This is a genomic window from Microbispora hainanensis, from assembly GCF_036186745.1.
Taxonomy (GTDB): domain Bacteria; phylum Actinomycetota; class Actinomycetes; order Streptosporangiales; family Streptosporangiaceae; genus Microbispora.
Window position 1 is genome coordinate 7,698,068 of sequence record NZ_CP108086.1, and the last position, 23,165, is coordinate 7,721,232.

Below are 23,165 nucleotides of genomic sequence, written 5' to 3' on the forward strand. Positions count from 1 at the left end.
TCATGGGGGAAGCCACGTGACCGAGCGGAGACAGGTCGTCCGCCCGTTGATCGCGACCACCGTCATCGCCGCCGTCGCCGTCGGAGCCGCCTACACGTTCGGCCCCGGCGCTCAGGCCGAGCAGGTCGGCGCGGACAAGGCCGCCGCGAAGGCCGGAAGTACGGCGGCGCCGGCGAAGGCGGCACGGGAGCAGGTCGAGGCGCAGACGCTCACCGCGGCGGGCTCCTGCGCCACCAGCGTGAAATACCCCAAGCGCCAGCTTCGCGGCGTCTGGATCGCCACCGTGCACAATCTCGACTGGCCGTCGAAGCCGGGACTGCCGCCCGAGCGGCAGAAGGCCGAATATCTGAAAATCCTCGACAACGCGGTCAAGCGGCGCCTGAACGCGGTGTTCTTCCAGGTGCGGCCCGCCTCGGACGCGGTCTACCGCTCGTCGCTCGAGCCGTGGTCGCAGTGGCTCACCGGCACGGCGGGCAGGGACCCGGGCTGGGACCCGCTGCCGTTCCTGGTGGACGAGGCCCACAAGCGCGGCCTGCAGTTCCACGCGTGGTTCAACCCCTACCGGGCGGCCGACTCGGCCACCTCGAAGCTGCCCGCCGGGCACCCGGCGCGCCTGCACCCGGACTGGACCGTCAAGCACGAGGGCAAGCTCTACTACAACCCCGGCCTGCCGCAGGTGCGCGACTGGGTGACCAAGGTCGTGACGGACGTCGTCACGCGCTACGACGTCGACGGCGTCCACTTCGACGACTACTTCTACCCCTACCCCGGCCAGGGGACGCGGTTCGCCGACCAGGCGGCGTACAAGAAGTACGGCAAGGGCCTGACGCTGGCCGACTGGCGGCGGCGCAACGTGAACCAGCTCGTCGCCCAGGTCTCGCAGGCGGTGCACGCGGCCAGGCCGTACGCGGTCTTCGGGATCAGCCCGTTCGGCATCTGGCGCAACAAGGCCGAGGACCCGGCGGGCTCGGCCACCAAGGGCATGTCGGCCTACGACTCGATCTACGCGGACGCCAGGGCGTGGATCAAGGCGGGCTCGGTCGACTACGTGATGCCCCAGCTCTACTGGCCCCGGGGCTTCGCCGCGGCCGACTACACCGTGCTCGCCAAGTGGTGGGCCGACGCGGTGAAGGGCACCGACGTGGACCTCTTCATCGGGCAGGCCCTCTATCGGGTGGGCACCGCCGACACCCCGGCCTGGACCAGGGCGGGCGAGCTGCCCGCTCATCTCACGCTGAACCGCAAATATCCCGAGATCTCGGGCGACGTCTACTTCAGTGCCGCGCAACTGGTGAAGAACCCGCTGGGCGTGCTCGACCGGATCGTGAAGAGCCACTACGCCCGCCCGGCGCTGCCGCCGGTGCTCCGCCAGGGGTCCGCGCCCGCCGCTCCGCGCGGGGTGAAGGCGGCCGGCGGGACGCTGACGTGGCAGGCCCAGCCGGGCGCCCAGTCGTACGGGATCTACCGGGTGACGGGCAAGGACGCCTCCTGCGCCACCGCGGACGCGCGCAACCTGGTGGCCGTCGTCCCGGCGTCCCAGGCCCCGTCGTACGCCGCCGGAGCCCCCGGCACCTACTACGTCACCGCCGTCGACCGCCTCGGCAACGAGAGCCCTGCCACCCGGGCGGCCTGACCTCGGCAGTGCCCCTTGGGGGCCTGCGGGAACGGGCCGGTCGCGGATTGCTGCGCGGCCGTCAGCGGGTCCGGTAGCGTGGTCGCGAGATTTTTCAAGATCACGTACGGGGACTGCGCGTACAGGATTGCGCGACTGGGCTGCGCGTACGAGGACATGGGGGTCGCCGGTGAGTGGCACGTGGGTGAGGCGCGCGCTCGTCGCCGTCGTGTTCGGCGTGTCGGTGCTGGCCGCCGCTCCCGCCGCGGCCTCCGGGCTCGCGTCCGGGGCGGCGACCACGGCCGGTGTACGGGCGGCCGAACGGGTGGCCGAACGGGTCCCGACGGCGGCCGGTGAACGCGTCGTGCTCGTCGGCATCCCCGGCCTGATGTGGAGCGACGTGACCCCGGCCGGCACCCCGAACCTCTGGCGGCTCGCCGGCGAGTCCGCCCTCGGGTCCCTGTCGGTGCGGGCCGTACGCAAGGACACCTGCCCGTACGACGCCTGGCTCACGGTCTCGGCCGGGGTGCGGTCGGCGGTGGGGGGAGCGTGCGGCATGGCCCCCACTCCCAAGGCCGACGGCGAGGGCGCGGTCGTCCCCGAGTTCTCCTGGCTGTGGGAGGTGCGCGAGCAGGACGCCGCGGGCACGCTGGGGCAGGCCCTGCACGCGGCCGGGCGGACGACGATGGCCGTCGGCCCGGGAGCGGCGCTCGCGCTCGCCGACCGCGAGGGCCGGGTGGACCTCTACGCCCCCTCCCCCGCCGAGGTCACGCAGTGGTCGCGCGGCGACGTGGTCGCCGTGGAGATCCCCGACCTCATCTCCCCGTACGTCTCCGGCGACCGGATGAGCGAGGTGCCCGAGAGCCTGTCCGACGACGCGCGCCGGGCCGCGGCCCGGGCGGCCGACGCGAAGCTCGGGTCGTTCCTGCCGCAGCTCGGACCGGCGACGGTGCTGGTCGCCGGGCTCTCCGACCACGGCTCGGTCCCCCACCTCAGGACCGCCATGCTGCGCGGCCCGGACAGCGGCACCTCCAGCGGCACCTCCAGCCGCGCTTCCAGCGGCGCCGCGTGGGCGCTCGGCGCCCGGTCCACCCATCGGGACGACATGGTCATCGTCCCGGATCTCACCGCCACGATCCTGGCCAGGACCGGGGTGGCCGCTCCTCCCGTCGTCGTCGGCGTGCCGGTCGAGACCCATGCGGCGGACGGGACCCTGGACGAGCGCGTCGAGGCCCTGCGCGCCGCCGACGTCGCGGGGCAGACGATCCGCGACGCGACCGGCGTCTTCTTCACCTCGCTCGCCATGCTCCAGGTGGTCTTCTACGTCACCGCGTTCCTGCTGCTGCGCCGCCGCGACGGGCTGCCCGCCGTACGGGCCGCCGCCGTGGCGCTCGCCTCGATTCCCGTCTCGACCTACCTGGTCAACCTCACCCCGTGGGCCCGTACGGCACAGCCCGCGGTCACGCTCTTCGCCTCGATCGCGGCGATCGCCGCGGCGCTGACCGTGGTGGCCCTCGCCGGACCGTGGCGGCGGGGCGTGCTCGGCCCGCTGACCGTGATCGCGGCGGCGACCGCGGCCGTGCTGCTCGGCGACCTGCTGACCGGCACGCCCCTGCAGCTCAACAGCCTGATGGGCTACACCGGCGTGGTCGGGGCCCGCTACTACGGCCTGGGCAACATCCCCTTCGCGCTGCTCGCCACGGCAGTGCTGCTCGTCACCACGGCCGCCGCCGACCGGCTGGTCCGAGTGGGCCGCAAGGCCCTCGCGGTGGCCCTGGTCACGGCCCTCGGGGCGTTCGCCATGCTGCTCGACGGCTGGCCCGGGGTGGGCAGCGACTTCGGCGGCGTCATCGCCTTCGTCCCGGGCATCGCGGTCACCGCGCTGATCGTGGCGGGCAAGCGGGTGTCGATCGTCAAGCTGGGCGCCTTCTGCGCCGGAGGCGGCGCCCTGGTGATGGCCATCGCCTACCTCGACTACCTGCGGCCCCCGGCCAGCCAGACGCACCTGGGCCGCTTCGTGGGACAGGTGGCCGACGGCACGTTCCTGCCGGTGATCTCCCGCAAGCTCGGCGCGATGCTCTCCACGCTGCTCAGCCCGAACCTGATGCCCGTGGTGCTCGCCGCGTTCGCGTTCCTCGTCTTCGCGCTGCTGCGGCCGGGGGCGGCGAGCGCCGGCGTGCTGCCGATCGCGTTCGAACGGGCGCCCATGCTCAAGGCGGGCCTGCTCGGCGCGCTCGTGAGCGGCCTGGTCGGCATGCTCGTCAACGACTCGGGGGCCGCGGTGCTGTCCATGGCGCTGGCCCTGGCCGTGCCGCTCGTGCTCAGCGCCGGCATCCGCGCCCTGCAGCACGGCGAGCCCGTCCCGGCCGCCGCCGGATCACCGGGCACGCCGCCGAGCCCCGCGACGGCCTGACGCCGTCCGGGCCCTGGCTCCCGGCCGGTTCCGGCCGGTGCCGGGGAGTCGTCAGGAGGCGGCGGGCCAGGCCTCCGCGAGCAGGTCGCGCGTGTCGCGCAGCAGCTGCGGCAGCACCTTGGTGCGTCCCACCACCGGCATGAAGTTGGTGTCGCCGCCCCACCTCGGCACGACGTGCTGATGGAGGTGGGCGGCGATGCCCGCGCCCGCCACACTGCCCAGGTTCATGCCGACGTTGAAGCCCTGCGCCCCGCTCGCCTTGCGCAGCGCCTGCGTCGCGCGCTTGGTGAACTCGGCCAGCTCCGCCGTCTCGGGCCCGTCGAGGTCGGCGTAGTCGGACACGTGCCGGTAGGGGCAGACCATCAGGTGCCCCGAGTTGTACGGATAGAGGTTGAGCACGGCGAACACGGCCGAGCCCCGGGCCACGATCAGGCCGTCCTCGTCGGAGAGCTTGGGAATCTCACAGAACGGGCAGCCGTCATCCGCGCCGGAGCCGCTGGGCTTGTTCTCGCCCTTGATGTAGGCCATCCGGTGCGGGGTCCACAGGCGCTGGAAGCTGTCGGGAATCCCGGCGCCCGCCTGCTCGATCGGCTCTGAGTCCACGTCCGCGATCTCCTCCGCTCCCGTTGTCCCCGGTGCTGCTGTTGTTCACGGCGCCGCCGTTGTTCACGGCGCCGCCGCCTCCGCGCCGGCGGCACGTGCACCGGCACCGATCTGCACGGTGCTGTGCGCGAAAAACGACACCGGCAGCAGCATATGACCTCGCGGATCTCCTCTCACCGGCCGGGTTGCGCCAGGGCCGCGACCGATATCCGCGGAGGCCGGACGACCTGCTCGATCATGGGGCAGAATGCACCTGCCGGACGCCCAGACCCCCGAGGAGCCGTCACATGAGCGAGGCCGCAGTCGTCGAGGAGCGAGTGGAAGAGCCGACCGGCGCGTACGCCGGGGAGAGCCTCGGCGACCCGGCCGACGTGCCGGCGGAAGCGGCGGCCGATCGGGCGGAGCCGAGGCCGGAGCCTGAGCCGTCCGCGCCGACGCCGAGGCCCGAGGCGCCGACCGCCAACGTGCTCAAGGGCCGGATCAAGGTCGCCGACGAGGTCGTGGAGAAGGTCGCCGCGCTGGCCGCCCTGGAGATCCCCGGCGTCGCCGACCTGGGCGGCGACCTCGAACGCGCCTTTGAATCCGTACGCGACCGCATCGGCGTGGGCTCCAAGCGGGCGACGCAGGGCGTGGCAGCCAAGATCCAGGATCAGCAGGTCTCCATCGACGTGACCATCGTCATCGTGTACGGCCACGTGGTGATGGACGTCGCCACCGAGGTCAAGGTCAACGTCGCCCGCTCGGTGAGCCGGATGCTCGGCATGCACGTGGTCGAGGTCAACGTGACCGTCGACGACGTCCGTCTCCCTGGTGAGGACTCCCCCGCCGAGGCCGCCCAGGCGTCCTGAGCCGGCCGCCCCTGAGACGCCCCGGGCCATGACCGCCCCCGGCCCCGGGGACGCCTCTGGCGCGCGCCGGGAGACCCCTTGGCCGTACTGGCCGTCCCTGCCGGCAACGCGAACGCGGGAGCCCCGGGTGGGGCCCCCGCGTTCTCCGTGTGAGCGGTCAGACCTGGACGCGGCGGCGGACGGCGTCCACGATCTCCTCGATCGCCTGGTCGATCGGCACGGCGTTCTTCTGCTCGCCGCTGCGGTAGCGGAACGAGACCGCGCCCGCGGCGATGTCGTCGTCGCCCGCGAGGAGCATGTAGGGCACCTTCGCCTTCTGGGCGTTGCGGATCTTCTTCTGCATGCGGTCGTCGCTCTCGTCGACCTCGACCCGGATGCCGTGCTCACGCAGCCGCTTGGCGACGTCCTGCAGGTAGGGCACGTGGGCGTCGGCGATCGGGATGCCGACGACCTGCACCGGGGCGAGCCACGCGGGGAACGCGCCCGCGTAGTGCTCGACCAGCACGCCGAAGAAACGCTCGATCGAGCCGAACAGCGCCCGGTGGATCATGACGGGCCGCTGCCGGGTGCCGTCGGGGGCCTGGTATTCCAGCCCGAAGCGCTCCGGCAGGTTGAAGTCGAGCTGGATGGTCGACATCTGCCACGACCGGCCGATCGCGTCCCGGGCCTGCACCGAGATCTTGGGGCCGTAGAAGGCCGCGCCGCCCGGGTCGAGGACCAGCTCCAGCTTCTCGGACTCGGCCACCTCCCGCAGGGTCTGGGTGGCCTCCTCCCAGGTCTCGTCGGAGCCGACGAACTTCTCCGGGTCCTTGGTGGACAGCTCCAGGTAGAAGTCCTCCAGGCCGTAGTCGCGCAGCAGGTCGAGCACGAAGCGCAGCAGCGAGGTGAGCTCATCGCGCATCTGCTCGCGGGTGCAGTAGATGTGCGCGTCGTCCTGGGTCAGGCCGCGTACGCGGGTGAGGCCGTGCACGACGCCCGACTTCTCGTAGCGGTAGACCGTGCCGAACTCGAACAGCCGCAGCGGCAGCTCACGGTAGGACCGCCCGCGCGCCCTGAAGATCAGGTTGTGCATCGGGCAGTTCATCGGCTTGAGGTAGTAGCGCGCGCCCTCCAGCTCCATGGGAGGGAACATGCCGTCGGCGTACCAGTCGAGGTGGCCGGAGATCTTGTACAGGTTGTCCTTCGTGATGTGCGGGGTGTTGACGAAGGAGTAGCCCGCCTCCTCGTGCCGGCGGCGGGAGTAGTCCTCCATCACCCGGCGGATCACGCCGCCCTTGGGGTGGAACACCGGCAGGCCGGAGCCCAGCTCGTCGGGGAACGAGAACAGGTCGAGCTCGGCGCCCAGCTTGCGGTGGTCGCGCTTCTCGGCCTCCTCCAGGAGGTGGAGGTATTCGTCCTGCTTCTCCCGCGACTCCCAGGCGGTGCCGTAGATGCGCTGGAGCTGCGGGTTCTTCTCGCTGCCCCGCCAGTAGGCGCCGCCGGACCGCATGAGCTTGAAGGCCGGGATGACCCGGGTGCTGGGCAGGTGGGGCCCGCGGCACAGGTCCTTCCAGCACAGCTCGCCCGTCTTGGGGTCGAGGTTGTCGTAGATGGTGAGCTGGCCGCCGCCGACCTCGACGTTCGCGCCCTCGGTGGACTCGGCCGCGCCGCCCTTGAGCCCGATCAGCTCCAGCTTGTACGGCTCGGCGGCGAGCTCCTCGCGGGCCTCGTCGTCGCCCACCGGGCGGCGGCGGAAGGTCTGCCCCTGCTTGACGATCTCGCGCATGCGCTTCTCGATGCGCTTGAGGTCGTCGGGGGTGAACGGCTCCCGGACGTCGAAGTCGTAGTAGAAGCCGTTCTCGACCGGCGGGCCGATGCCGAGCTTCGCCTCGGGGAAGATCTCCTGGACGGCCTGGGCCATGACGTGCGCGGTGGAGTGGCGCAGGATGGCGCGGCCGTCGGGGCTGTCGATCGCGACCGGCTCGACCGCGTCGCCCTCGGCGACCTCGGTGGCCAGGTCGCGCAGCTCGCCGTTGATCCGGGCGGCGATCACCGACCTGCCGTCGGCGCCGAGCGCCTCCCCGGCCGTCGTACCCGCCGCCACCACGCGCTCGGCTCCGGCGAGGGTGATGCGTATCTCAAGGGCGGCGGACACGGTGGCTCCTTAGGACAGGTTCGGCGCATGGATCTCGGGGGCCGCGCGCACGCGAGGCGACGGCTCCGGTCGCATCCGATGCTACCGGTGACGCCGCCCAATAATGGCGCGCATCCGCCGCCCCCGCGTGATCTTCCGTGCCGGGCCGGCGGCCGGAGACGGGTCGTCCCTCCGTGAACACGATCTAACAGGGCCAGGTCCAGTCGCGGATCTCGGCGGGGTCCTCGCCGAACTCGCGGGTGTGGGCGCGGGCGCGCAGGCGGGCGTCGGCCATGCGCTGGCGCAGGTGGGCCGCACGGCTGCCCAGGCCGGGCACCCGGTCGATCACGTCCATCACCAGATGGAAGCGGTCGATGTCGTTGAGCATCGCCATGTCGAACGGCGTGGTCGTGGTGCCCTCCTCCTTGTAGCCGCGCACGTGCAGGTTGTCGTGCCCCGTACGGCGGTAGGTCAGGCGGTGGATCAGCCACGGATAGCCGTGGAAGTCGAAGATGATCGGCTTGTCCGTGGTGAACAGCGCGTCGAACTCGGCGTCGGGCAGGCCGTGCGGGTGCTCGGAGGCGGGCTGCAGCCGCATGAGGTCGACCACGTTGACCACGCGGATCCGCAGCTCGGGCAGGTGCTCGCGGAGCAGCGCGGCGGCGGCGAGGGTCTCCAGCGTGGGCACGTCGCCGGCGCAGGCGAGCACGACGTCGGGGTCGGTGCCCTCGTCGGTGGACGCCCAGGGCAGGATGCCCAGCCCGCGGGTGCAGTGGACGACGGCCTCGTCCATGCTCATCAGGTCGAGCACGGGCTGCTTGCCGGCGACGACGACGTTGACGTAGTCGCGCGAGCGCAGGCAGTGGTCGGCGACCGACAGCAGGGTGTTGGCGTCCGGCGGCAGGTAGACGCGGACGACCTCGGCCTTCTTGTTGGCGACGACGTCGAGGAAGCCGGGGTCCTGGTGGCTGAAGCCGTTGTGGTCCTGGCGCCAGACGTGCGACGACAGCAGGTAGTTGAGCGAGGCGACCGGCCGGCGCCAGGGGATCTTGCGGGAGGACTCCAGCCACTTGGCGTGCTGGTTGAACATCGCGTCCACGATGTGGATGAACGCCTCGTAGCAGTTGAACAGCCCGTGCCGGCCGGTGAGCAGGTAGCCCTCCAGCCAGCCCTGGCACTGGTGCTCGCTGAGCACCTCCATGACCCTGCCGCCCGGGCCGAGGTTCTCGTCGGTCGGCAGCAGTGCGGCCTCCCACTCCTTGCCCGTCGCCTCGTAGACGGCGGACAGGCGGTTGGAGGCGGTCTCGTCGGGGCCGAGCAGCCGGAAGTTCTCCGGGTTGGCCGCGATGACGTCGCGCAGGAACGTCCCGAGGACGCGGGTCGGCTCGCTGGAGGCCGCCGCCGGGGCCTTGACCTCGACCGCGTAGTCGCGGAAGTCGGGCAGCACGAGCGGGCGCAGCAGCTCACCGCCGTTGGCGTGCGGGCTGGCGCTCATCCGCAGCGGCCCGTCCGGCACCGTCCGCGTGATCGCCTCGACCGGCCGCCCGGCGGCGTCGAACAGCTCCTCCGGCCGGTAGGAGCGCATCCACTCCTCCAGCATCGCCAGGTGCGCCGGGTTGTCGCGCACACCGGCGAGCGGCACCTGGTGGGCCCGCCAGGTGCCCTCGACCGGGAGCCCGTCGACCTCGCGTGGCCCGGTCCAGCCCTTCGGCGTACGCAGGATGATCATCGGCAGCGGGCCGCGGTCGGCCAGCTCGTCGAAGACGGTGTCGAGGGTCGCGGCCATGAGCCCGTGCATCTCGGCCGGTTCATGCCCGGAGACGATGTGGGGGCGGTAGCCGTACCCCTCGAAGAGCTTGACCAGCTCGTCCTCGGGGATCCTGGCCAGCACGGTGGGGTTGGCGATCTTGTAGCCGTTCAGGTGGAGGATCGGCAGGACCACCCCGTCGGTGTCCCGGTTGAGGAACTTGTTGGAGTGCCAGCCGGTGGCGAGCGGGCCGGTCTCGGCCTCGCCGTCGCCGACGATGCAGGCCACCGCCAGGCCGGGGTTGTCGAAGGCCGCGCCGTACGCGTGGGAGAGGGCGTAGCCGAGCTCGCCGCCCTCGTGGATGGAGCCCGGAGTCTCGGGGGCGACGTGGCTGGGAATGCCACCGGGGAAGGAGAACTGGCGGAAGAGCCTGCGCATGCCCTCGGCGTCCTGGGTGATGTGGGGGTAGCGCTCGGTGTAGGTGCCTTCGAGCCACGCGTGGGCGACCGCCGCCGGTCCGCCGTGACCGGGGCCGGCGATGTAGATCATGTCCTGGCCGCGCTCCCGGATGATCCGGTTGAGGTGGGCGAAGCAGAAGTTGAGCCCGGGCGTGGTGCCCCAGTGGCCGAGGAGCCGCGGTTTGATGTGCTCGGGACTGAGCGGCTCGGTCAGCAGCGGGTTGTCCATCAGGTAGATCTGGCCGACGGACAGATAGTTCGCGGCCCGCCAGTAGGCGTCGATGTTCCCGTATGCGTCCATGCCCCTGACACTTTCCCAGCGGGAGCGGCCGAACCAGGGTCTTTCGCCCGCAAATCAGCGTGCCGACCGACCGGTAGTCTTGGCCGCATGTCCGGCACCCGTTGGCTCGACGAGGACGAGCAGCGCATCTGGCGTGCCTATCTGCGGACGAGCCAGCTCCTGCAGGAGGCCCTCGAACGGCAGTTGCAGCGCGACTCGGGCATGCCGCACGCCTACTACATGATCCTCGTGGTGCTCTCGGAGTCGCCCGGGCGGACCATGACGATGACGGAGCTGTCCGCCATGCTCCAGTATTCGGTCAGCCGCCTGTCGCACGCCGTCTCCCGGCTGGAGGAGAAGGGCTGGGTGCGGCGGGTCAAGCGGCCGGAGGACCGGCGCACGACCGTCGCCGAGCTCACCGACGAAGGCTTCGCCGCGCTCGCGGAGGCGGCGCCGGGCCACGTCGAGGAGGTCCGCCAGGTGCTGTTCGATCCCCTCACCCCCGGCCAGGTGCGGCAGTTCGGCGAGATCCTCGACACGATCCTGTCCGCCTTCGAGTGCCGGCGGGCCGAGGAGGCCGAGCGCTTCCGCGCGCTCGACGTCACCGCTCAGTAGTGGTCCCCCCAGTGACCACGGCCCGAGGCCACCTCTCCGGCCCGGGGAGGCCGGTAGGAGGTGGTCGGCGGGGGGTGGTCGGCCGGGCGCGGTGCGGGGGGTGGCCGGTTCAGTTCTTCGGGTTGCGCCGCGCGATGGCGGCGTTGAGCGCGGTGGCGAAGACCGTCCACCCGGCGTACGGCAGCAGCAGGAGCCCGGCCGTGCGGTCCTCGCGCAGAAGGCGGCGGGTCAGCAGCGCGTTCGACACGTTGAGCACGAGGATCTCGGCGAGCGCGAGGCGGGGGTTGCGCGCCCTGAAGAACAGTGGCGTCCAGGCCGTGTTGAGCATGAGGTTCGCCGCGAGCGCCCGCCGCAGGGCCGGCCGGGAGCCGTCGTCCGCCCGCGACAGCGCGCGGGCGGAGGCGTAGGCGATCGAGGCGTACAACGGCGTCCAGACCAGGCCGAACGCCTGTGGCGGCGGCTGCCAGGAGGGCTTGCGCAGGCGGGCGTACCAGCCGGAGCGGGCGTCGGTGGACAGGCCGCCTACAGTGGCGGCGGCGGTCACGGCGAGGGCCGTGCCCAGCAGCGTCTTCTTCGATGTGCGTCTCATGGGTCTTCCCTCTGCCCCCGCGACCGCGTTCAAGACGCGTGATCAGGCCGCCGGTCGCAGCAGGGTGGACAGGCGGTGCAGGCCGCGTGCCGTACGCGCCTTGACCGTGCCGAGCGGGACGTGCAGGTGCTCGGCGATCTCCCGCTGGGTCAGGTCTGCGTAGTAGGCCAGCTCGATCGCCTGGCGCTGCACCTGGGGCAGCGCTGCCAGCGCGCGGCGGATCCGGTCGCGGTCGGCGAGCTCGTCGCCGACCATCCGCCCGTCATGCCCCGTGGGGTCGGGGACCGCCTCCAGCGGCACCGTGGCGGGCGTACGCGCCCGCAGGTGGTCCACCGCCCGGTTGCGGGCGATGCCGAACAGCCAGGCGGGGAGGCTCCGGGCCGGGTCGAATCGGTGGCGGAAGCGCCACACCTCGGTGAAGACGACCTGGAGCACGTCCTCCACGTCCTGGGGTGGCACGAGTCTGTGCAGGTAGGAGCGCACGGCCGGGGAATGCACCCGGTAGCACTCCCCAAGCGCTCCGATGTCCCCCGCGGCTAGGCGGAACTCCAGGGTCTCCTCCATCGGGCCCCCTTCGGCCACAAACCTATTCAAAACCTATTCATAGCTGCCCACGTTCGAAGCGGACAACCATGGGGGCCGAAGGCTGGTTCAAAAACGCATCAAAGGCGCAGAATCACCGCAGAGTGGTCATTACCGCCGAGATGGCGTCACGAAACGTGTTCACCCGGATGACATGCGTAGGCAGGCCGTCCCACCATCCGGGACCGCCGGCCACGACGCGGCAGGCGGGACGCAGCCCCGGCAGACCCGCCAGCGGGGCCGGATCGCCCGTCTCCCGGATCTGCGACCACACGAACACCGCCGCGGGACCGAGACGGCGCATCGCGTCCGCCAGCGCGGCGTACGGCGTGCGCGCCCCGAGCACGCGGGTCTCCACCCCGAGCGCGCCGAGCGCGGCGGCCAGCGCGTGGATCGGCAGCGCGTGCTGCTCCTCCTCCGCACCGGCCAGCAGGACAGGACGGGGATGCACGGGCGAGGGCGCACGCGCCGCGAACCGCGCCAGCGCGGCCTGGAGCCGGTCGGAGAACAGGTGCTCGACGTCGATCCCGGCGCCCGTGTCGCGCTGCCTGCGGGTGACGGCCGCGAACACCGGCAGCACGAGCCGCTCCCAGGTCCACACCACGCCGTGCGCGGCCAGCGCCGTGTCCAGCGCCGCGCTCACGGTCGCGACGTCCAGCGCCGCCGCCGCCCGGGCCAGCATGACCGCCGACGGCAGTCCGGGCTCCCCGCCCGCGCGTGCGGCGGAGGCGGGCGGCGCCGCGCTCTCCGGCGGCCTGGAGAGCCCGGACGGCCTGGAGAACTCGGACGACCTGGAGAACTCGGACGACCTCGGGGAGTGCGCCTGCGCCGGGGAGTCCGACGGCCCGGGCGGCGTGGCCGTGGTGGGAGCCCTCTCCCGCGACGGCCGCTCCCCGGAGGCGGGCCGCGTCCGCAGCGCCTGCCTGGCGGCGTCGGCCGGCGGCATGCCGGTCCGGATCAGCCGGTTCATCTCCTGCAGACGGCGCAGGTCCGCGTCGTCGTAGCGGCGGTGCCCGCCGGGGCTGCGCCTGCTCGGGCCGATGCCATATCGGAGGTTCCACGTGCGCAGCGTGGACGCGGGCACGCCGAGCCGCCGGGAGACGGCCCCGATGCCGTAGCCCGGTTCCTCGCCGGCACCCGGGTTCTCACCGGCCGCCGGCCCGCCCTCGCGCGTCACGTGCTCACCCCGTCCGGTCGTCGCCGCGGCCCCGCGCGCGGCGCCTGTGCCCGCCCCTGACCTTGTTTCGGCCCGGGCGCCCGGCACGGATGCAACCGCCGGAGCGGGCGGGCGCGAAAACTCTACTGACGGCGCCGCCGATCACCGTAACGATCCGAGGAGCAGTGCGCATGCCGACGTTGACCCAGCCCGCCGGGGCCGACCTGCTCCCGGGCAAGCGATCCTGCCTCCTGGCGCCGGCGCCCGAGCGGGCGGACCACCCGGGAGCGGCGCCGCCGGACCCGCTTCCGGGGACCGGCGAGGCGCCGGCTTCGGGTGGCTCCGCCGATCCCGCTCCCGATGGGGCGCGCCGATGAGCGCGGGCGGGCCGGTCGTGGTGATCGGCGCCGGGCTGGGCGGCCTGTCCGCCGCGATGCGCCTGGCCGGGGCGGGCCGCGAGGTGACGGTCGTGGAGGCCGCCGACGTGCCGGGCGGCTGCTGCGGCACGGCGGCCCTGGGCCCGCACCGCGTCGACACCGGCCCATCGGTGCTGACCATGCCGGGGGTGCTGGCCGACACCTTCGCGTCCGCCGGGCAGGATCTGGAGCGCTGGCTCCCGCTGCGGCGGCTCGACCCGTACTACCGGCTGACCTTCCACGACGGATCGCGGCTCGACGTGGTGGCGGGGGCCGACGCGATGGCCGAGCGGGTGCGGGCGCTGTGCGGGCCCGAGGAGGCCCGGCGCTACCTGCGGTTCCGGCATCTGCTGGGAGAGCTGTTCGAGGCCGAGTGGAGCACGTTCATCGACCGGGACATGACCCGGCTGGGCGCGCTGGCCCGGCCGTACGCGCTGGCGCGGCTGGCCGCGCTCGGCGGCTTCCGCCGGCTCGACGGGCTCGTGCGGCGTCACCTCACCGACGAACGGCTGATCAGGGCGCACACGTTCCAGGCGCTGTACGTCGGCCTGTCGCCGCGCCGCGCCCTCGGCGTGTACGCGGTGATCGCCCACATGGACACGGTCGGCGGGGTCTACTTCCCCCGGGAGGGCGGCATGCACGCCGTCCCCCGGGCCATGGCCGCCGCCGCGGAGAAGGCCGGGGCGGTCTTCCGCTACGGCGTGCGGGCCACGCGGATCGAGACCGACGGCGCGGGGGTCGTCGCGGTGCGCCTCGACACCGGCGAACGGCTCGCCGCCCGGCACGCCGTGGTGGCCTGCGACCTGGTCCGGGCGCACGGCCGGAAGGGCGGCGACGGCCTGCTGCCGGAGGAGGCGGCCGACTGGCGGCTGCGCCGGCCCCGTTTCTCCCCTTCGTGCCTGGTGGCGCACTTCGCGCTCGACCGGCGCCCGGACGGCCAGGCCCATCACACGCTGCACTTCGGGCGGGAGTGGGAGCCGACGTTCGCGGCGCTCGATGCGGGCAGGCCACAGCCGGACCCGAGCCTGCTGGTGACCTGCGCGGACGACCACGCCCCCGACCCCGGGCCTGATACTCACGGGCGGCACGACCATCGCCCGGCCGTGCTCAGCGTGCTGGAACCCACCCCGAACACCCGCAGCGGCGCCGACTGGGCCTCACTCACCCCCCGTCTCGTGGACCGCATGACGAGCCGGCTCGCCGACCTCGGATATGGCGATCTGTCCGGCGCGCCCCGGCTGGTGTTCGATCCCCCCGGATGGCGGCGGCGCGGCCACTCGGCCGGCACGCCCTTCGCGCTCGACGCCCGGTTCACCCAGACCGCGTGGTTCCGCCCGTCCGGCGCGGCCCGGCGGGTCCCCGGCCTCCACTTCGCCGGTATGTACACGGCTCCCGGTGTCGGAGTGCCCCCCGTCCTGATCTCCGGCCGCCTGGCCGCCGAACGCATCCTGGAGAGCACCCCATGAGCACGCTGAGCACGCCGTCCCTGGCGTCGGCCGCGACGCTGACGGCCGGCTACGAGCGGTGCCGCAGGCTGCACGCGAGCTACGGCCGCTCGTACTACCTGGCCACCCGCCTGCTGCCCGCCTGGAAACGGCCGCACGTCCACGCGTTGTACGGCTTCGCCCGCTACGCCGACGAGATCGTCGACTCGCTCGCGATGACCGGCGACCGGGCCGCGGCGCTGGAGCGCCTGTCCTCCCGGCTCGCCGCCGCGCTGGACGGCGACCGCGTCCACGATCCCGTGCTCCCCGCGTTCACGCACACGGTGCGGGCGTTCGGGATCGACCAGGCCGACGTGCGGGCGTTCCTCGCGTCGATGCGCGCCGACCTCACCGTGGACCGGTACGCGACGTACGACGACCTGCTGGGCTACATGGAGGGATCGGCCGCGGTCATCGGGACGATGATGCTGCCGGTGCTGGAGGCCCTGCCGGGCGAGGAGGCACGGGCCCGCGAGCCCGCCCGCCAGCTCGGGCTGGCCTTCCAGCTCACGAACTTCATCCGCGACGTCCGCGAGGACCTGGCGCGGGGCCGCGTCTACCTGCCGCTGTCGGATCTGGACAAGTTCGGCGTGACCGAGGCCGACCTGGCCGCGCCGTACGCCACTCCCGCGGTGCGGGAGCTGGTGGCCTACGAGTGCGACCGCGCCCGCGACCACTACAGGCGGGCCCGTGAGGGGATCGAGCTGCTCGCGCCGTCGTCGCGGCCGTGCATCAGGGCGGCGTACGAGCTGTACGGCGGCATCCTGGACGAGGTCGAGGCGGCCGGGCACGACGTGCTGGCGAGGCGGGCCAGGGTCGGACGGCGGCGCAGGCTCGCGATCTTCGGCAGGCACCTGCTGGCCGCGCGCGCCGCCGCGCAGGCCGAGCTCCGCGTGGGGGTGGCCTGACGTGGCTCCCGGGCAGGAGGCCACACCGGGCGCCACACCGGGCGCCACACCGGGCGCCCCTGCGAGCGCCACGGCGGGCCCCGGTCCGGTGCCGGGGCCGAGGATCCCCGCCCGCGAGCCGGACGCGGCCTCCCGGCCGGTCGTCGTGGACGCCATGGGCGGAGACCACGGGCCCGCGGAGATCGTGCGGGGCGCGGTCGCGGCGTGGCGGGAGCACGGCGTGCCGGTCGTCCTCGTCGGCCAGGCCGGGGTCGTGCACGCGGAGCTGGCCCGGCTCGGGGCGGCGGGCGAGATCGACGTCGCGCACGCCGCCGACGTCGTCCCGATGACCGAGCGGGGCGCGGGCGCGGTCCGCATGGGAAGCTCCAGCCTGGCCGTCGGCTTCGATCTCGTACGGGAGGGGGCCGGCGCGGCCTTCGTGTCGGCGGGGTCCACGGGCGCCGTGGTCGCCTGCGCGGTCGACCGGCTGGGCACCGCGCCCGCCGTGCTGCGTCCCGCGCTGGCCGTGGCGCTGCCGACGACGGCGGGCGGCGCCACCGTGCTGATCGACGCCGGCGCGACGGTGGACCCGACGCCCGAGATGATCGCCCAGTTCGCGCTGCTCGGGGCGTCGTACGCGCAACTCGTGCTGGGCGTGGCCGACCCGCGCGTCGGGCTGCTGTCGATCGGCGCGGAGCCCGGCAAGGGTAACCGGCTGACCCGCCGGGCCGAGACCCTGCTGCGGGGCCTGCCGCTGCGTTTCCACGGCACCGTCGAGGGCGGCGACGTGCTCACCGGGGCCGTCGACGTGATCGTCACCGACGGCTTCACCGGCAACATCGTGCTGAAGAACGTGGAGGGGACCGTGCGCGCCACGCTCGCCCTCGTGGCGGCGCAGGACGTGGGCGCGACCGACTGCCTCGGGCGGGTGGCGCGGCGCTACGCCCCAGAGACGCACGGCGGCGCGGCCCTGCTCGGGCTCACCCGCACCGTCGTCGTGGCGCACGGCTCCTCCCGCGCCGCGACCATCGCCAGGGCCTGCGTGGTGGCGCGCGACCTGGCCGTGGGCGAGATCGTGGCCCGGCTCGGCGACCGGCTCGCCATCCACCCCGGGCGGTGACCTCCTGCGCTCACGAGCTTGTCCCGGCCTGCGGGATCGCTCAGCGATCGGCAGGCGAATCGCGGAGGGGGTCGCGCCCGTCCCAGGTGCCCTCGCTCGCGTAGGGGACGAACCGGGCGAACAGCTCCTCGGAGTACCAGTCGTGGGCACGGACCCGCGCGACGACCTCGCGGTGCGCCCGCCCGGCGTAGGCGAACGCGCGTACGGCGGCGGCGTCGCGCCACAGCGAGAAGGTGGCCTGCCTGGCGACCGGCCACTCCCCCAGCCCGACGGAGGCGAGGCAGCCCCCCTGTGCCCGCAGCGACCGGTCGACGGCGGGTGCGGACCGGTAGAACGCCGGCAGCCGCGACGGCCGGATCGACGCCCGGGTCAGCACCGCCACCGGGCCGCGGTGCGGCTCGTCGCCGGGGCCGCCCGTCACTGGCACGAACGGCTCGACGCCGTTCCAGCGTCCGCGCGATGCCATCGGCGCGAGCCGTACGTGCCAGGTCTCGACCGCCTCGCGCCGCCACCTGCCGGGGATCGGCGAGCGGGCCAGGAACTCCTCCGCCGCCTGCTCGTCCCGCCAGACGGCGAGCAGCGCCCAGCGGCGCAGGTCGGCGCCGAGGGTCGTCGACGGCCCCCGGCCCGTGCCGAGCAGCCGCCAGAACAGCAGCCCCCCGGTGCGGCGCAGCACCGGACGGTCGAAGGCCATGTGACGCATCGCCCCCCGGCCGGCGTATCTGTGGAGGTGGAACGTGACGACGCTCCCGCCGCTCGTCCCCATGCTGGTGGCGCTCATCGGCGGCTACCTTCTCGGCTCGATTCCGGTGGCGGTGCTGGTCGCGGGACGGCGAGGAGTCGATCCCCGGGAGGTGGGCGACCGCAACCCCGGCTTCTGGAACGTGCGCGAACGGCTCGGCCGCCGGGCGTCCGTGCCGGTCTTCGCCGGTGACATGGCCAAAGGCGTGCTCGCCGGGCTGCTCGGCCTGCTGGCGGCGGGCGGGCACACGACCGGGCCGGGAGTGGTCGCCGGGCCGAGCGCCCCGGCGGCGTACCTGGCCGTGGGGGCCGCGATGATCGGGCACGCCTGGCCGGTCTTCGCCGGGTTCCGCGGCGGGCGGTCGGTGCTGACCTTCACCGGTGGCATCGCGGTGATCTGCCCGCCCGCGTTCCTGCTCGCGCTCGCCGTAATGGGGGTGACGTTCCTGCTCACCCGGTCGTTCGCGATCGGGGCCAGGGCAGGGGTCTTCGCGATCCCGCTGCTGCAACTGCCGTTCGCGCCGATCGGCCACGTCGCCGCGACCGGCGCGCTGATGTGCCTCATCGGGCTGCGGTTCGGTCAGGCGGCCCTGGCCGCGCGCCGCACGTGACGGCGTCGGCGCGGCCCAGGCCGTACGCGCGGCTCCGCCAGGTCCTGACCGGCCGCAGCGTCGCCTGCGTGAGCCGTACGGCGGTGGCCGGATCGAGCAGGAACGACAGCAGCACGCCCGCGCCGGGCCGGGCGTAGCTGCGCCGCAGCGCGGTGGCGAGCAGCAACCGTACGGCGAGCAGCGCCAGGTCGAGCCGGGTCGGCCGCCCGGCGGCCAGGCGGAGCGCGGGCAGCGCGGCGGCGAGCCAGACGACGGCGAGATCGGCCGCCTGCCAGGCGGGGCGGGTGACGTCGCGCAGCGGCAGCGAGCGCCCCCACTCCCGCCACGCCTCGGCCGCCGACTCGTGCATGTCCACCTCCAGCAAGCCGCCCGCGTCGAGGAAGCCGACCCTCCAGCCGTCGGCGGCCAGGGCCCGTGCGAGGGCGACGTCGTCGGTCATGTGGCCGCGCACGCGGGCGAAGCCGTCGGCCCGCCGCATCGCCTCACGCCGGAAGGCCAGGCACTGGCCGTTCGCGACCACCCGGTGGGGCGGCGGCGGGACCGGCGGCCCGATCGGGCCGAACCGGTAGACCAGCGTGGCGAGGAACGACGCGTGCAACGCCTGCTCGGCGAGGCCGTCGCAGACGAAGCGCGGGCCCGCGCTGACCAGGTCGTGCTCCGCGAGTGCGGCGGCGAGCGCGCCGAACAGGCCGGGCCGGGGCCGGGTGTCGGCGTCCAGGGTGACCACGATCTCGCCGTGTGCCTCCTCCAGCCCCTGGTGCAGCGCCCACTGCTTGCCCACCCAGCCCTCCGGCAGCGGGCGTCCGCGCACCACCGTCGCCCCGTACGCGGCGGCGAGCCGGGCGGTGCCGTCCGAGGACTCGTCGTCCACCACGATCACCTCGGTGACGGCGGGATCGGCCAGGACCGCCCGCAGGCAGGGGCCGAGCCGCCGCTCCTCGTCCCTGGCCGGGATGACCACCGAGATCCCCGGACTTCCGGCACCCGGTTTTCCGCCGCCTGATGTCGTGCCCCCGCCGATCCACGCCGCCCGGCCGGCGACACCGCCCGGGGGCGCGTCACCGGGGAATTCCCCGGGCGCGGGCGCGGTGAGCGGAGGGAGGCGCCGGCGACCACGCGCGAGCCGCGCCAGCACGACGACGGCCGCGACGGCCTGGGCCACGGCGAGCACGCGCGCGGCGGCCCCGGCCCGTGGCCGCCGCGGAGCGGGTTTTCCGGTCGTCGTGGTCGCCTCGGCCTTCACCGGGCTGCCTTACCCGGGTGCCGGGCGGAACGGGGGAAGTCGCCGCGCACCAAGGCGGCCACGATCCGCCCGCCCATGGCCACCAGGGGCAGCCCGCCTCCCGGATGCACGGACCCGCCGACGAGGTAGAGCCCGCGCCGTGGCCCCCGGTTGCCGGGGCGGCGGAACGGGGCGAACGGCCCGCCGTACGCGCCCCCGTAGATCGCCCCGCCCCACGCGCCGTACCGGTCCCGCAGGTCGGCCGGGGTCAGCAGGTCGAGGAAGCGCAGCCGTCCGGACAGGTCGTGCCCCCGGCTCGCCAGCCGTTCGAGCACCAGCTCCGCGTACGCCTCGGGCGGCCTAGGCCAGCGCGCGGGGTCGCCGGCCGGGACGTTCACCAGCATGCTCCAGCTCTCCGCGCCGGGGGGAGCCTGGGTGTCGTCCGTCACCGCTGGGCAGCCGATGTAGACCGTGGGATCCTCCGGCGGACGCCGCCGCTCGAAGATGTCGCCGAACTCGCGCCGATAGTCGGCGGAGAACACCACCGAATGATGCGGCAGGCCCTCGGTCCGCCCCTCCACGGCGGCGAGCATCAGGAAGGCGGACGACGACAGGCCCAGCCGGGCGATGCGGCGCAGCCGGGTGCGGTCGGGCAGGAGCCGCCCGTACAGGGCGGCCGCGTCGGCGTTGACGATCACGATGTCGGCCCTGACCACCTCGCCGGGAGCCGTACGGACGCCGACGACCCGCTCCGCGTCGGCGAGGATCTCGGTGATCTCGGTCTCCAGCCGGACCTCGACGCCCGCCTTGTCGAGCGAGGCGGCCAGCGCCTCGGCGAGGCGGGGCAGCCCGCCCCGCACGTACCATCCGCCGTCACCGTGCTCGATGGCGGGGACGCAGCCCAGGGCGGCGGGCGCACGGTAGGGGTTCGAGCCGGCGTAGGTGGCGTAGCGGCCGGCGTACTGGCGCAGACGGGGGTCCCGGAAGAAGCGGCACGCGAGACCGTGCAGGGTGCGGCCCGGCGCGACCGCGAGCAGGTCGCCCGGCCGGGGGCGTGGGAGGGGTCTGCCCGGCCGCCCACCGGCAGGGCCGCCCGACGGGCCGCCCGACGGGCGACCGCCCGGCCGGAACGGCGGCTCTACGACGGGCCCGGACAGCGGGCCCGCGAAGAAGGTGCGCGTGGAGGCGTCCAGGCAGCGCTCGGCCCAGCGGTGGAAGGCCCGCCAGCCCCGGCCCTCGCCGGGCGCGAGCCGGTCCACCGCCTCCGCCGTACGCCCCGGGTCGCGGTAGGTGGACAGGGTCGAGCCGTCCGCGAAGCGATACCGGCACAGCTCGTCGAGTTCGAGCAGGTCGAGCGGCACGCCGAGGTCGAGGAAGAGGCCGGGCAGCGTGAGGAGCGAGGGGCCGATCGAGAACGTGAAGCCGTCTCGCCTGTGCTCGGCCAGCTTGCCGCCGAGCCGGGGCAGCCGCTCGTGGATCCGCACGTCGTGCCCGTCCCGCGCGAGCAGCAGAGCGGCCACCATGCCGCCGACGCCGCCCCCGACCACGATCACCTCCGCCATGCGCACCCCCAGGCGAGCAGGGCGAAGGCGCCCATCGCGAGCCCTCCGGCGGCGGCCACGAACGGATCGGGCGGCCGGAAGACCACGGCGAAGCCGACGGTCTCCATCAGCGCCATGACCGTGTAGAGCGCGACGAGCCCGGTCGTCCCCGCCGCCTCGGCGCCGGTCACGGGCCGGTCGGCGGCGGGACGGCCGGTGATGCGGTCGAGCAGCGCCATGACCAGGAAGGAGACCAGCAGCCAGCCGGCGAAGTTGGTGAGCGGGACCCCGCGGTAGGGTCCCGGCTCCGCCCAGACCCACAGCCCGAGCCCGAGCATCTGCGGGTCGAGGAACAGGTCCCACGCGGTGAGCGCCAGGGCTCCGGCGAGGATCGGCGCCATCCGGCCGCGCGGCGCCACGCGGCGGGCGACGGCGTGTGCGGCCAGACCCATGCCGCCCCAGGCGATGGCGACGATCAGCGGGACGCCGCCCGGCCGCGGCCACAGAACGTCGGTGTAGCGGTAGTCGCCGAAGGGCAGGCCCGTCCTGGTGCCGATCCATTCGGCGGCATAACCGGCCGCCACCGCCGCCGTGAACGCGCCCGCCGCCCTGCGCGGGGTGTACGCCGCCGCCGCGAAGGCGAGCGCGCCCACCGCGAGCAGCACCACGACCGCGGTGGTGAGGCGCGGGTCCTGGGGCCGCAGTCCCGTCGCGATCTGGGCGGCCACCATCGCGGCCAGCGCGACCACGCCGGCCGCGTTCGGCCACGCGCCCGCCGGGCGGGGCGTCCGCGGCGCTTCCGGCTCGGACGACATCCCGGAGGACGCTCCGGACGACGGCCCTGGTGATGGGCCGGGTGACGGGCCGGGTGACGGGCCGGGTGATGGGCCGGGTGACGGGCCGGAGGGCGCTCCGGGGAGTTCCGGCCCGCTCGACGAACGCCGGGGCGGCCGGGCTCCGCGCCGTTCGGGTGGCGTGCCATCAGCCTTGGCCGCGCTCTTCGCCGCGTTCTTCCGTGCGGCCTCCCACGTCTCCACGTAGGGTCATTCGAGCGCGTCCCCCTGATCGGATGCGCTCCGGCCCCACTTGGGCGCCCGGTGGAACCCGGCTACACCGGCCGGGCCGTCACCAGCGGTGGTGGACCTGCGGGCGGATCAGGTCGTCGTAGACCTGGCGGACCGCGTCGTGGGTCTCGGCCGGCAGCGGCGGGAACTGCGCCGCCGCGGCGTTGGCCTCGGCCTGTCCGGGGTTGCGGGCACCGGGGATCACGACGCTGACCCCGGGCTGGTCGATGATCCAGCGCAGGGCGAACTGCGCCATCGTCATGCCCTCGGGCACGAGACCACGCAGCCGCTCGACCGCCTGGAGGCCCACGCCGTACTCGACGCCGGAGAAGGTCTCGCCGACGTCGAACGCCTCGCCCTGACGGTTGAAGTTGCGGTGGTCGTCCTCGCCGAAGACCGTCTGCGGGCCGTACTTGCCCGACAGCAGGCCGCTCGCCAGCGGCACCCGGGCGATGATGCCGACTCCGGCCTTCTCCGCGGCGGGCAGGACCTCGTCCAGCGGCTTGAGCCGGAAGGCGTTGAGGATGATCTGCACGGTCGCCACGCCGGGGCGCGCGATCGCGGTCAGCGCCTCGGCCACCGTCTCGACGCTCACGCCGTACGCGGCGATGCGGCCCTCGGCGACCAGCGTGTCGAGCGCGTCGAAGACCTCGTCGGTCTCGAAGACGGCGCTCGGCGGGCAGTGGAGCTGCACCAGGTCGAGCGTGTCGACGCCCAGGTTGGCCCGGGAGCGGTCGGTCCAGGCGCGGAAGTTGTCCAGCGTGTAGACGTCGGGCGTCTGCTGCACCCTGCGGCCCATCTTGGTGGCCACGGTCAGGCCGGGCCGCTCCTTGATGAGCTTCCCGATGATCTTCTCGCTGCGGCCGTCGCCGTACACGTCGGCCGTGTCGATGAGGGTGGTCCCCGCGTCGACCGCGGCGTTGAGAGTGGCCAACGCGTCGGCCTCGCTCACCTCGCCCCAGTCGGCCCCGAGCTGCCACGCTCCCAGCCCGACCACGCCGACCTGCCTGCCCGTCCTGCCCAACACGCGCTGTTCCATGGGGTCTGATCGTAGCGGGGCACT

General features: G+C 74.0%; 19 protein-coding genes. 8 read left to right on the top strand and 11 right to left on the bottom strand.

What is annotated here, in order from left to right; genetic code table 11:
* The first annotated feature begins 16 nt into the window (after nt 1-16).
* Both OHB01_RS35105 and OHB01_RS35110 read left to right on the top strand, forming a co-directional pair.
* Nucleotides 17-1,633, top strand: a complete 1,617-nt coding sequence (locus tag OHB01_RS35105) for a glycoside hydrolase family 10 protein (RefSeq protein WP_142648925.1) — start codon at nt 17-19, stop codon at nt 1,631-1,633.
* Nucleotides 1,634-1,802: 169 nt separating this feature from the next.
* Nucleotides 1,803-4,025 carry a hypothetical protein gene (locus tag OHB01_RS35110; protein WP_328854558.1) on the top strand — a complete coding sequence of 741 codons (2,223 nt, stop codon included), beginning with the start codon at nt 1,803-1,805 and terminating at the stop codon, nt 4,023-4,025.
* A 51-nt stretch (nt 4,026-4,076) separates the two neighbouring features.
* Here the strand turns inward: OHB01_RS35110 and OHB01_RS35115 are convergent, their stop codons facing one another.
* Entirely contained in the window at nt 4,077-4,628 is a 552-nt protein-coding gene (locus OHB01_RS35115) for an HIT family protein (RefSeq protein WP_221889943.1), read from the bottom strand.
* Nucleotides 4,629-4,915: 287 nt separating this feature from the next.
* Here OHB01_RS35115 and OHB01_RS35120 point away from each other — a divergent pair, with 287 nt between their 5' ends.
* Nucleotides 4,916-5,476 carry an Asp23/Gls24 family envelope stress response protein gene (locus OHB01_RS35120; protein ID WP_142648922.1) on the top strand — a complete coding sequence of 187 codons (561 nt, stop codon included), beginning with the start codon at nt 4,916-4,918 and terminating at the stop codon, nt 5,474-5,476.
* A gap of 157 nt (nt 5,477-5,633) precedes the next feature.
* On the opposite strand, the gene thrS is transcribed toward OHB01_RS35120, so the two are convergent.
* Together thrS and OHB01_RS35130 are read right to left on the bottom strand one after the other, a co-directional pair.
* Complete coding sequence (gene thrS, locus OHB01_RS35125; protein ID WP_142648921.1) at nt 5,634-7,610, bottom strand: threonine--tRNA ligase; 1,977 nt, start codon at nt 7,608-7,610, stop codon at nt 5,634-5,636.
* Nucleotides 7,611-7,794: 184 nt separating this feature from the next.
* Nucleotides 7,795-10,095, bottom strand: coding sequence for a phosphoketolase (locus OHB01_RS35130; protein WP_142648920.1), 2,301 nt, complete (start codon nt 10,093-10,095; stop codon nt 7,795-7,797).
* Nucleotides 10,096-10,182: 87 nt separating this feature from the next.
* Here OHB01_RS35130 and OHB01_RS35135 point away from each other — a divergent pair, with 87 nt between their 5' ends.
* On the top strand, nt 10,183-10,689 hold the full coding sequence (locus tag OHB01_RS35135) for a MarR family winged helix-turn-helix transcriptional regulator (RefSeq protein ID WP_142648919.1): 507 nt from the start codon (nt 10,183-10,185) through the stop codon (nt 10,687-10,689).
* A gap of 109 nt (nt 10,690-10,798) precedes the next feature.
* On the opposite strand, the gene OHB01_RS35140 is transcribed toward OHB01_RS35135, so the two are convergent.
* The 3 genes from OHB01_RS35140 to OHB01_RS35150 form a co-directional block, all read right to left on the bottom strand.
* Nucleotides 10,799-11,278, bottom strand: a complete 480-nt coding sequence (locus OHB01_RS35140) for a TspO/MBR family protein (RefSeq protein WP_142648918.1) — start codon at nt 11,276-11,278, stop codon at nt 10,799-10,801.
* A gap of 42 nt (nt 11,279-11,320) precedes the next feature.
* Nucleotides 11,321-11,842, bottom strand: coding sequence for an RNA polymerase sigma factor (locus OHB01_RS35145; protein WP_142648917.1), 522 nt, complete (start codon nt 11,840-11,842; stop codon nt 11,321-11,323).
* A 112-nt stretch (nt 11,843-11,954) separates the two neighbouring features.
* Nucleotides 11,955-13,037, bottom strand: coding sequence for a MerR family transcriptional regulator (locus OHB01_RS35150; protein WP_328710398.1), 1,083 nt, complete (start codon nt 13,035-13,037; stop codon nt 11,955-11,957).
* Nucleotides 13,038-13,389: 352 nt separating this feature from the next.
* Here OHB01_RS35150 and OHB01_RS35155 point away from each other — a divergent pair, with 352 nt between their 5' ends.
* Genes OHB01_RS35155 through plsX form a run of 3 tightly spaced genes read left to right on the top strand, consistent with a single transcriptional unit; the run spans nt 13,390 to nt 16,923 of the window.
* Nucleotides 13,390-14,898: a phytoene desaturase family protein gene (locus OHB01_RS35155; RefSeq protein WP_142648916.1), complete on the top strand. Its 1,509-nt coding sequence runs from the start codon at nt 13,390-13,392 to the stop codon at nt 14,896-14,898.
* Nucleotides 14,895-15,824 (top strand): phytoene/squalene synthase family protein, encoded by a 930-nt coding sequence (locus OHB01_RS35160; RefSeq protein ID WP_142648915.1) that lies wholly within the window; start codon nt 14,895-14,897, stop codon nt 15,822-15,824. The genes OHB01_RS35155 and OHB01_RS35160 overlap by 4 nt, the downstream gene beginning before the upstream one ends.
* Before the next feature lies 1 nt (nt 15,825).
* Complete coding sequence (gene plsX, locus OHB01_RS35165) at nt 15,826-16,923, top strand: phosphate acyltransferase PlsX (protein ID WP_260617341.1); 1,098 nt, start codon at nt 15,826-15,828, stop codon at nt 16,921-16,923.
* Nucleotides 16,924-16,963: 40 nt separating this feature from the next.
* Here the strand turns inward: plsX and OHB01_RS35170 are convergent, their stop codons facing one another.
* On the bottom strand, nt 16,964-17,704 hold the full coding sequence (locus OHB01_RS35170; RefSeq protein WP_240971620.1) for a spheroidene monooxygenase: 741 nt from the start codon (nt 17,702-17,704) through the stop codon (nt 16,964-16,966).
* Between OHB01_RS35170 and OHB01_RS35175 the strand changes: the two genes are divergently transcribed.
* The gene (locus OHB01_RS35175) at nt 17,661-18,275 is read left to right on the top strand and encodes a glycerol-3-phosphate acyltransferase (RefSeq protein ID WP_260617340.1); all 615 of its coding nucleotides are present in this window, start codon (nt 17,661-17,663) and stop codon (nt 18,273-18,275) included. The genes OHB01_RS35170 and OHB01_RS35175 overlap by 44 nt on opposite strands.
* On the opposite strand, the gene OHB01_RS35180 is transcribed toward OHB01_RS35175, so the two are convergent.
* The 4 genes from OHB01_RS35180 to OHB01_RS35195 all read right to left on the bottom strand — a co-directional run bounded on the left by OHB01_RS35180 (nt 18,226) and on the right by OHB01_RS35195 (nt 23,141).
* On the bottom strand, nt 18,226-19,518 hold the full coding sequence (locus OHB01_RS35180; protein ID WP_142648914.1) for a glycosyltransferase: 1,293 nt from the start codon (nt 19,516-19,518) through the stop codon (nt 18,226-18,228). The two genes, OHB01_RS35175 and OHB01_RS35180, sit on opposite strands and share 50 nt — an antisense overlap.
* Complete coding sequence (locus tag OHB01_RS35185; RefSeq protein ID WP_168066091.1) at nt 19,515-21,059, bottom strand: phytoene desaturase family protein; 1,545 nt, start codon at nt 21,057-21,059, stop codon at nt 19,515-19,517. Before OHB01_RS35185 ends, OHB01_RS35180 begins: the two co-directional genes overlap by 4 nt.
* Entirely contained in the window at nt 21,047-21,853 is an 807-nt protein-coding gene (locus OHB01_RS35190) for a carotenoid biosynthesis protein (protein ID WP_142648913.1), read from the bottom strand. The genes OHB01_RS35185 and OHB01_RS35190 overlap by 13 nt, the downstream gene beginning before the upstream one ends.
* Before the next feature lie 310 nt (nt 21,854-22,163).
* Nucleotides 22,164-23,141 (bottom strand): aldo/keto reductase, encoded by a 978-nt coding sequence (locus OHB01_RS35195; RefSeq protein ID WP_142648912.1) that lies wholly within the window; start codon nt 23,139-23,141, stop codon nt 22,164-22,166.
* Nucleotides 23,142-23,165 lie beyond the last annotated feature (24 nt).

Coding starts and splice junctions, on each gene's coding strand:
- OHB01_RS35160 (WP_142648915.1), top strand. CDS start 14,895: ATGAGCACGCTGAGCACGCCGTCCCTGGCGTCGGCCGCGACGCTGACG.
- OHB01_RS35190 (WP_142648913.1), bottom strand. CDS start 21,853: ATGTCGTCCGAGCCGGAAGCGCCGCGGACGCCCCGCCCGGCGGGCGCG.
- OHB01_RS35170 (WP_240971620.1), bottom strand. CDS start 17,704: ATGAGCGCCACCAGCATGGGGACGAGCGGCGGGAGCGTCGTCACGTTC.
- OHB01_RS35145 (WP_142648917.1), bottom strand. CDS start 11,842: ATGGAGGAGACCCTGGAGTTCCGCCTAGCCGCGGGGGACATCGGAGCG.
- OHB01_RS35155 (WP_142648916.1), top strand. CDS start 13,390: ATGAGCGCGGGCGGGCCGGTCGTGGTGATCGGCGCCGGGCTGGGCGGC.
- OHB01_RS35195 (WP_142648912.1), bottom strand. CDS start 23,141: ATGGAACAGCGCGTGTTGGGCAGGACGGGCAGGCAGGTCGGCGTGGTC.
- OHB01_RS35130 (WP_142648920.1), bottom strand. CDS start 10,095: ATGGACGCATACGGGAACATCGACGCCTACTGGCGGGCCGCGAACTAT.
- OHB01_RS35120 (WP_142648922.1), top strand. CDS start 4,916: ATGAGCGAGGCCGCAGTCGTCGAGGAGCGAGTGGAAGAGCCGACCGGC.
- OHB01_RS35185 (WP_168066091.1), bottom strand. CDS start 21,059: ATGGCGGAGGTGATCGTGGTCGGGGGCGGCGTCGGCGGCATGGTGGCC.
- OHB01_RS35135 (WP_142648919.1), top strand. CDS start 10,183: ATGTCCGGCACCCGTTGGCTCGACGAGGACGAGCAGCGCATCTGGCGT.
- OHB01_RS35140 (WP_142648918.1), bottom strand. CDS start 11,278: ATGAGACGCACATCGAAGAAGACGCTGCTGGGCACGGCCCTCGCCGTG.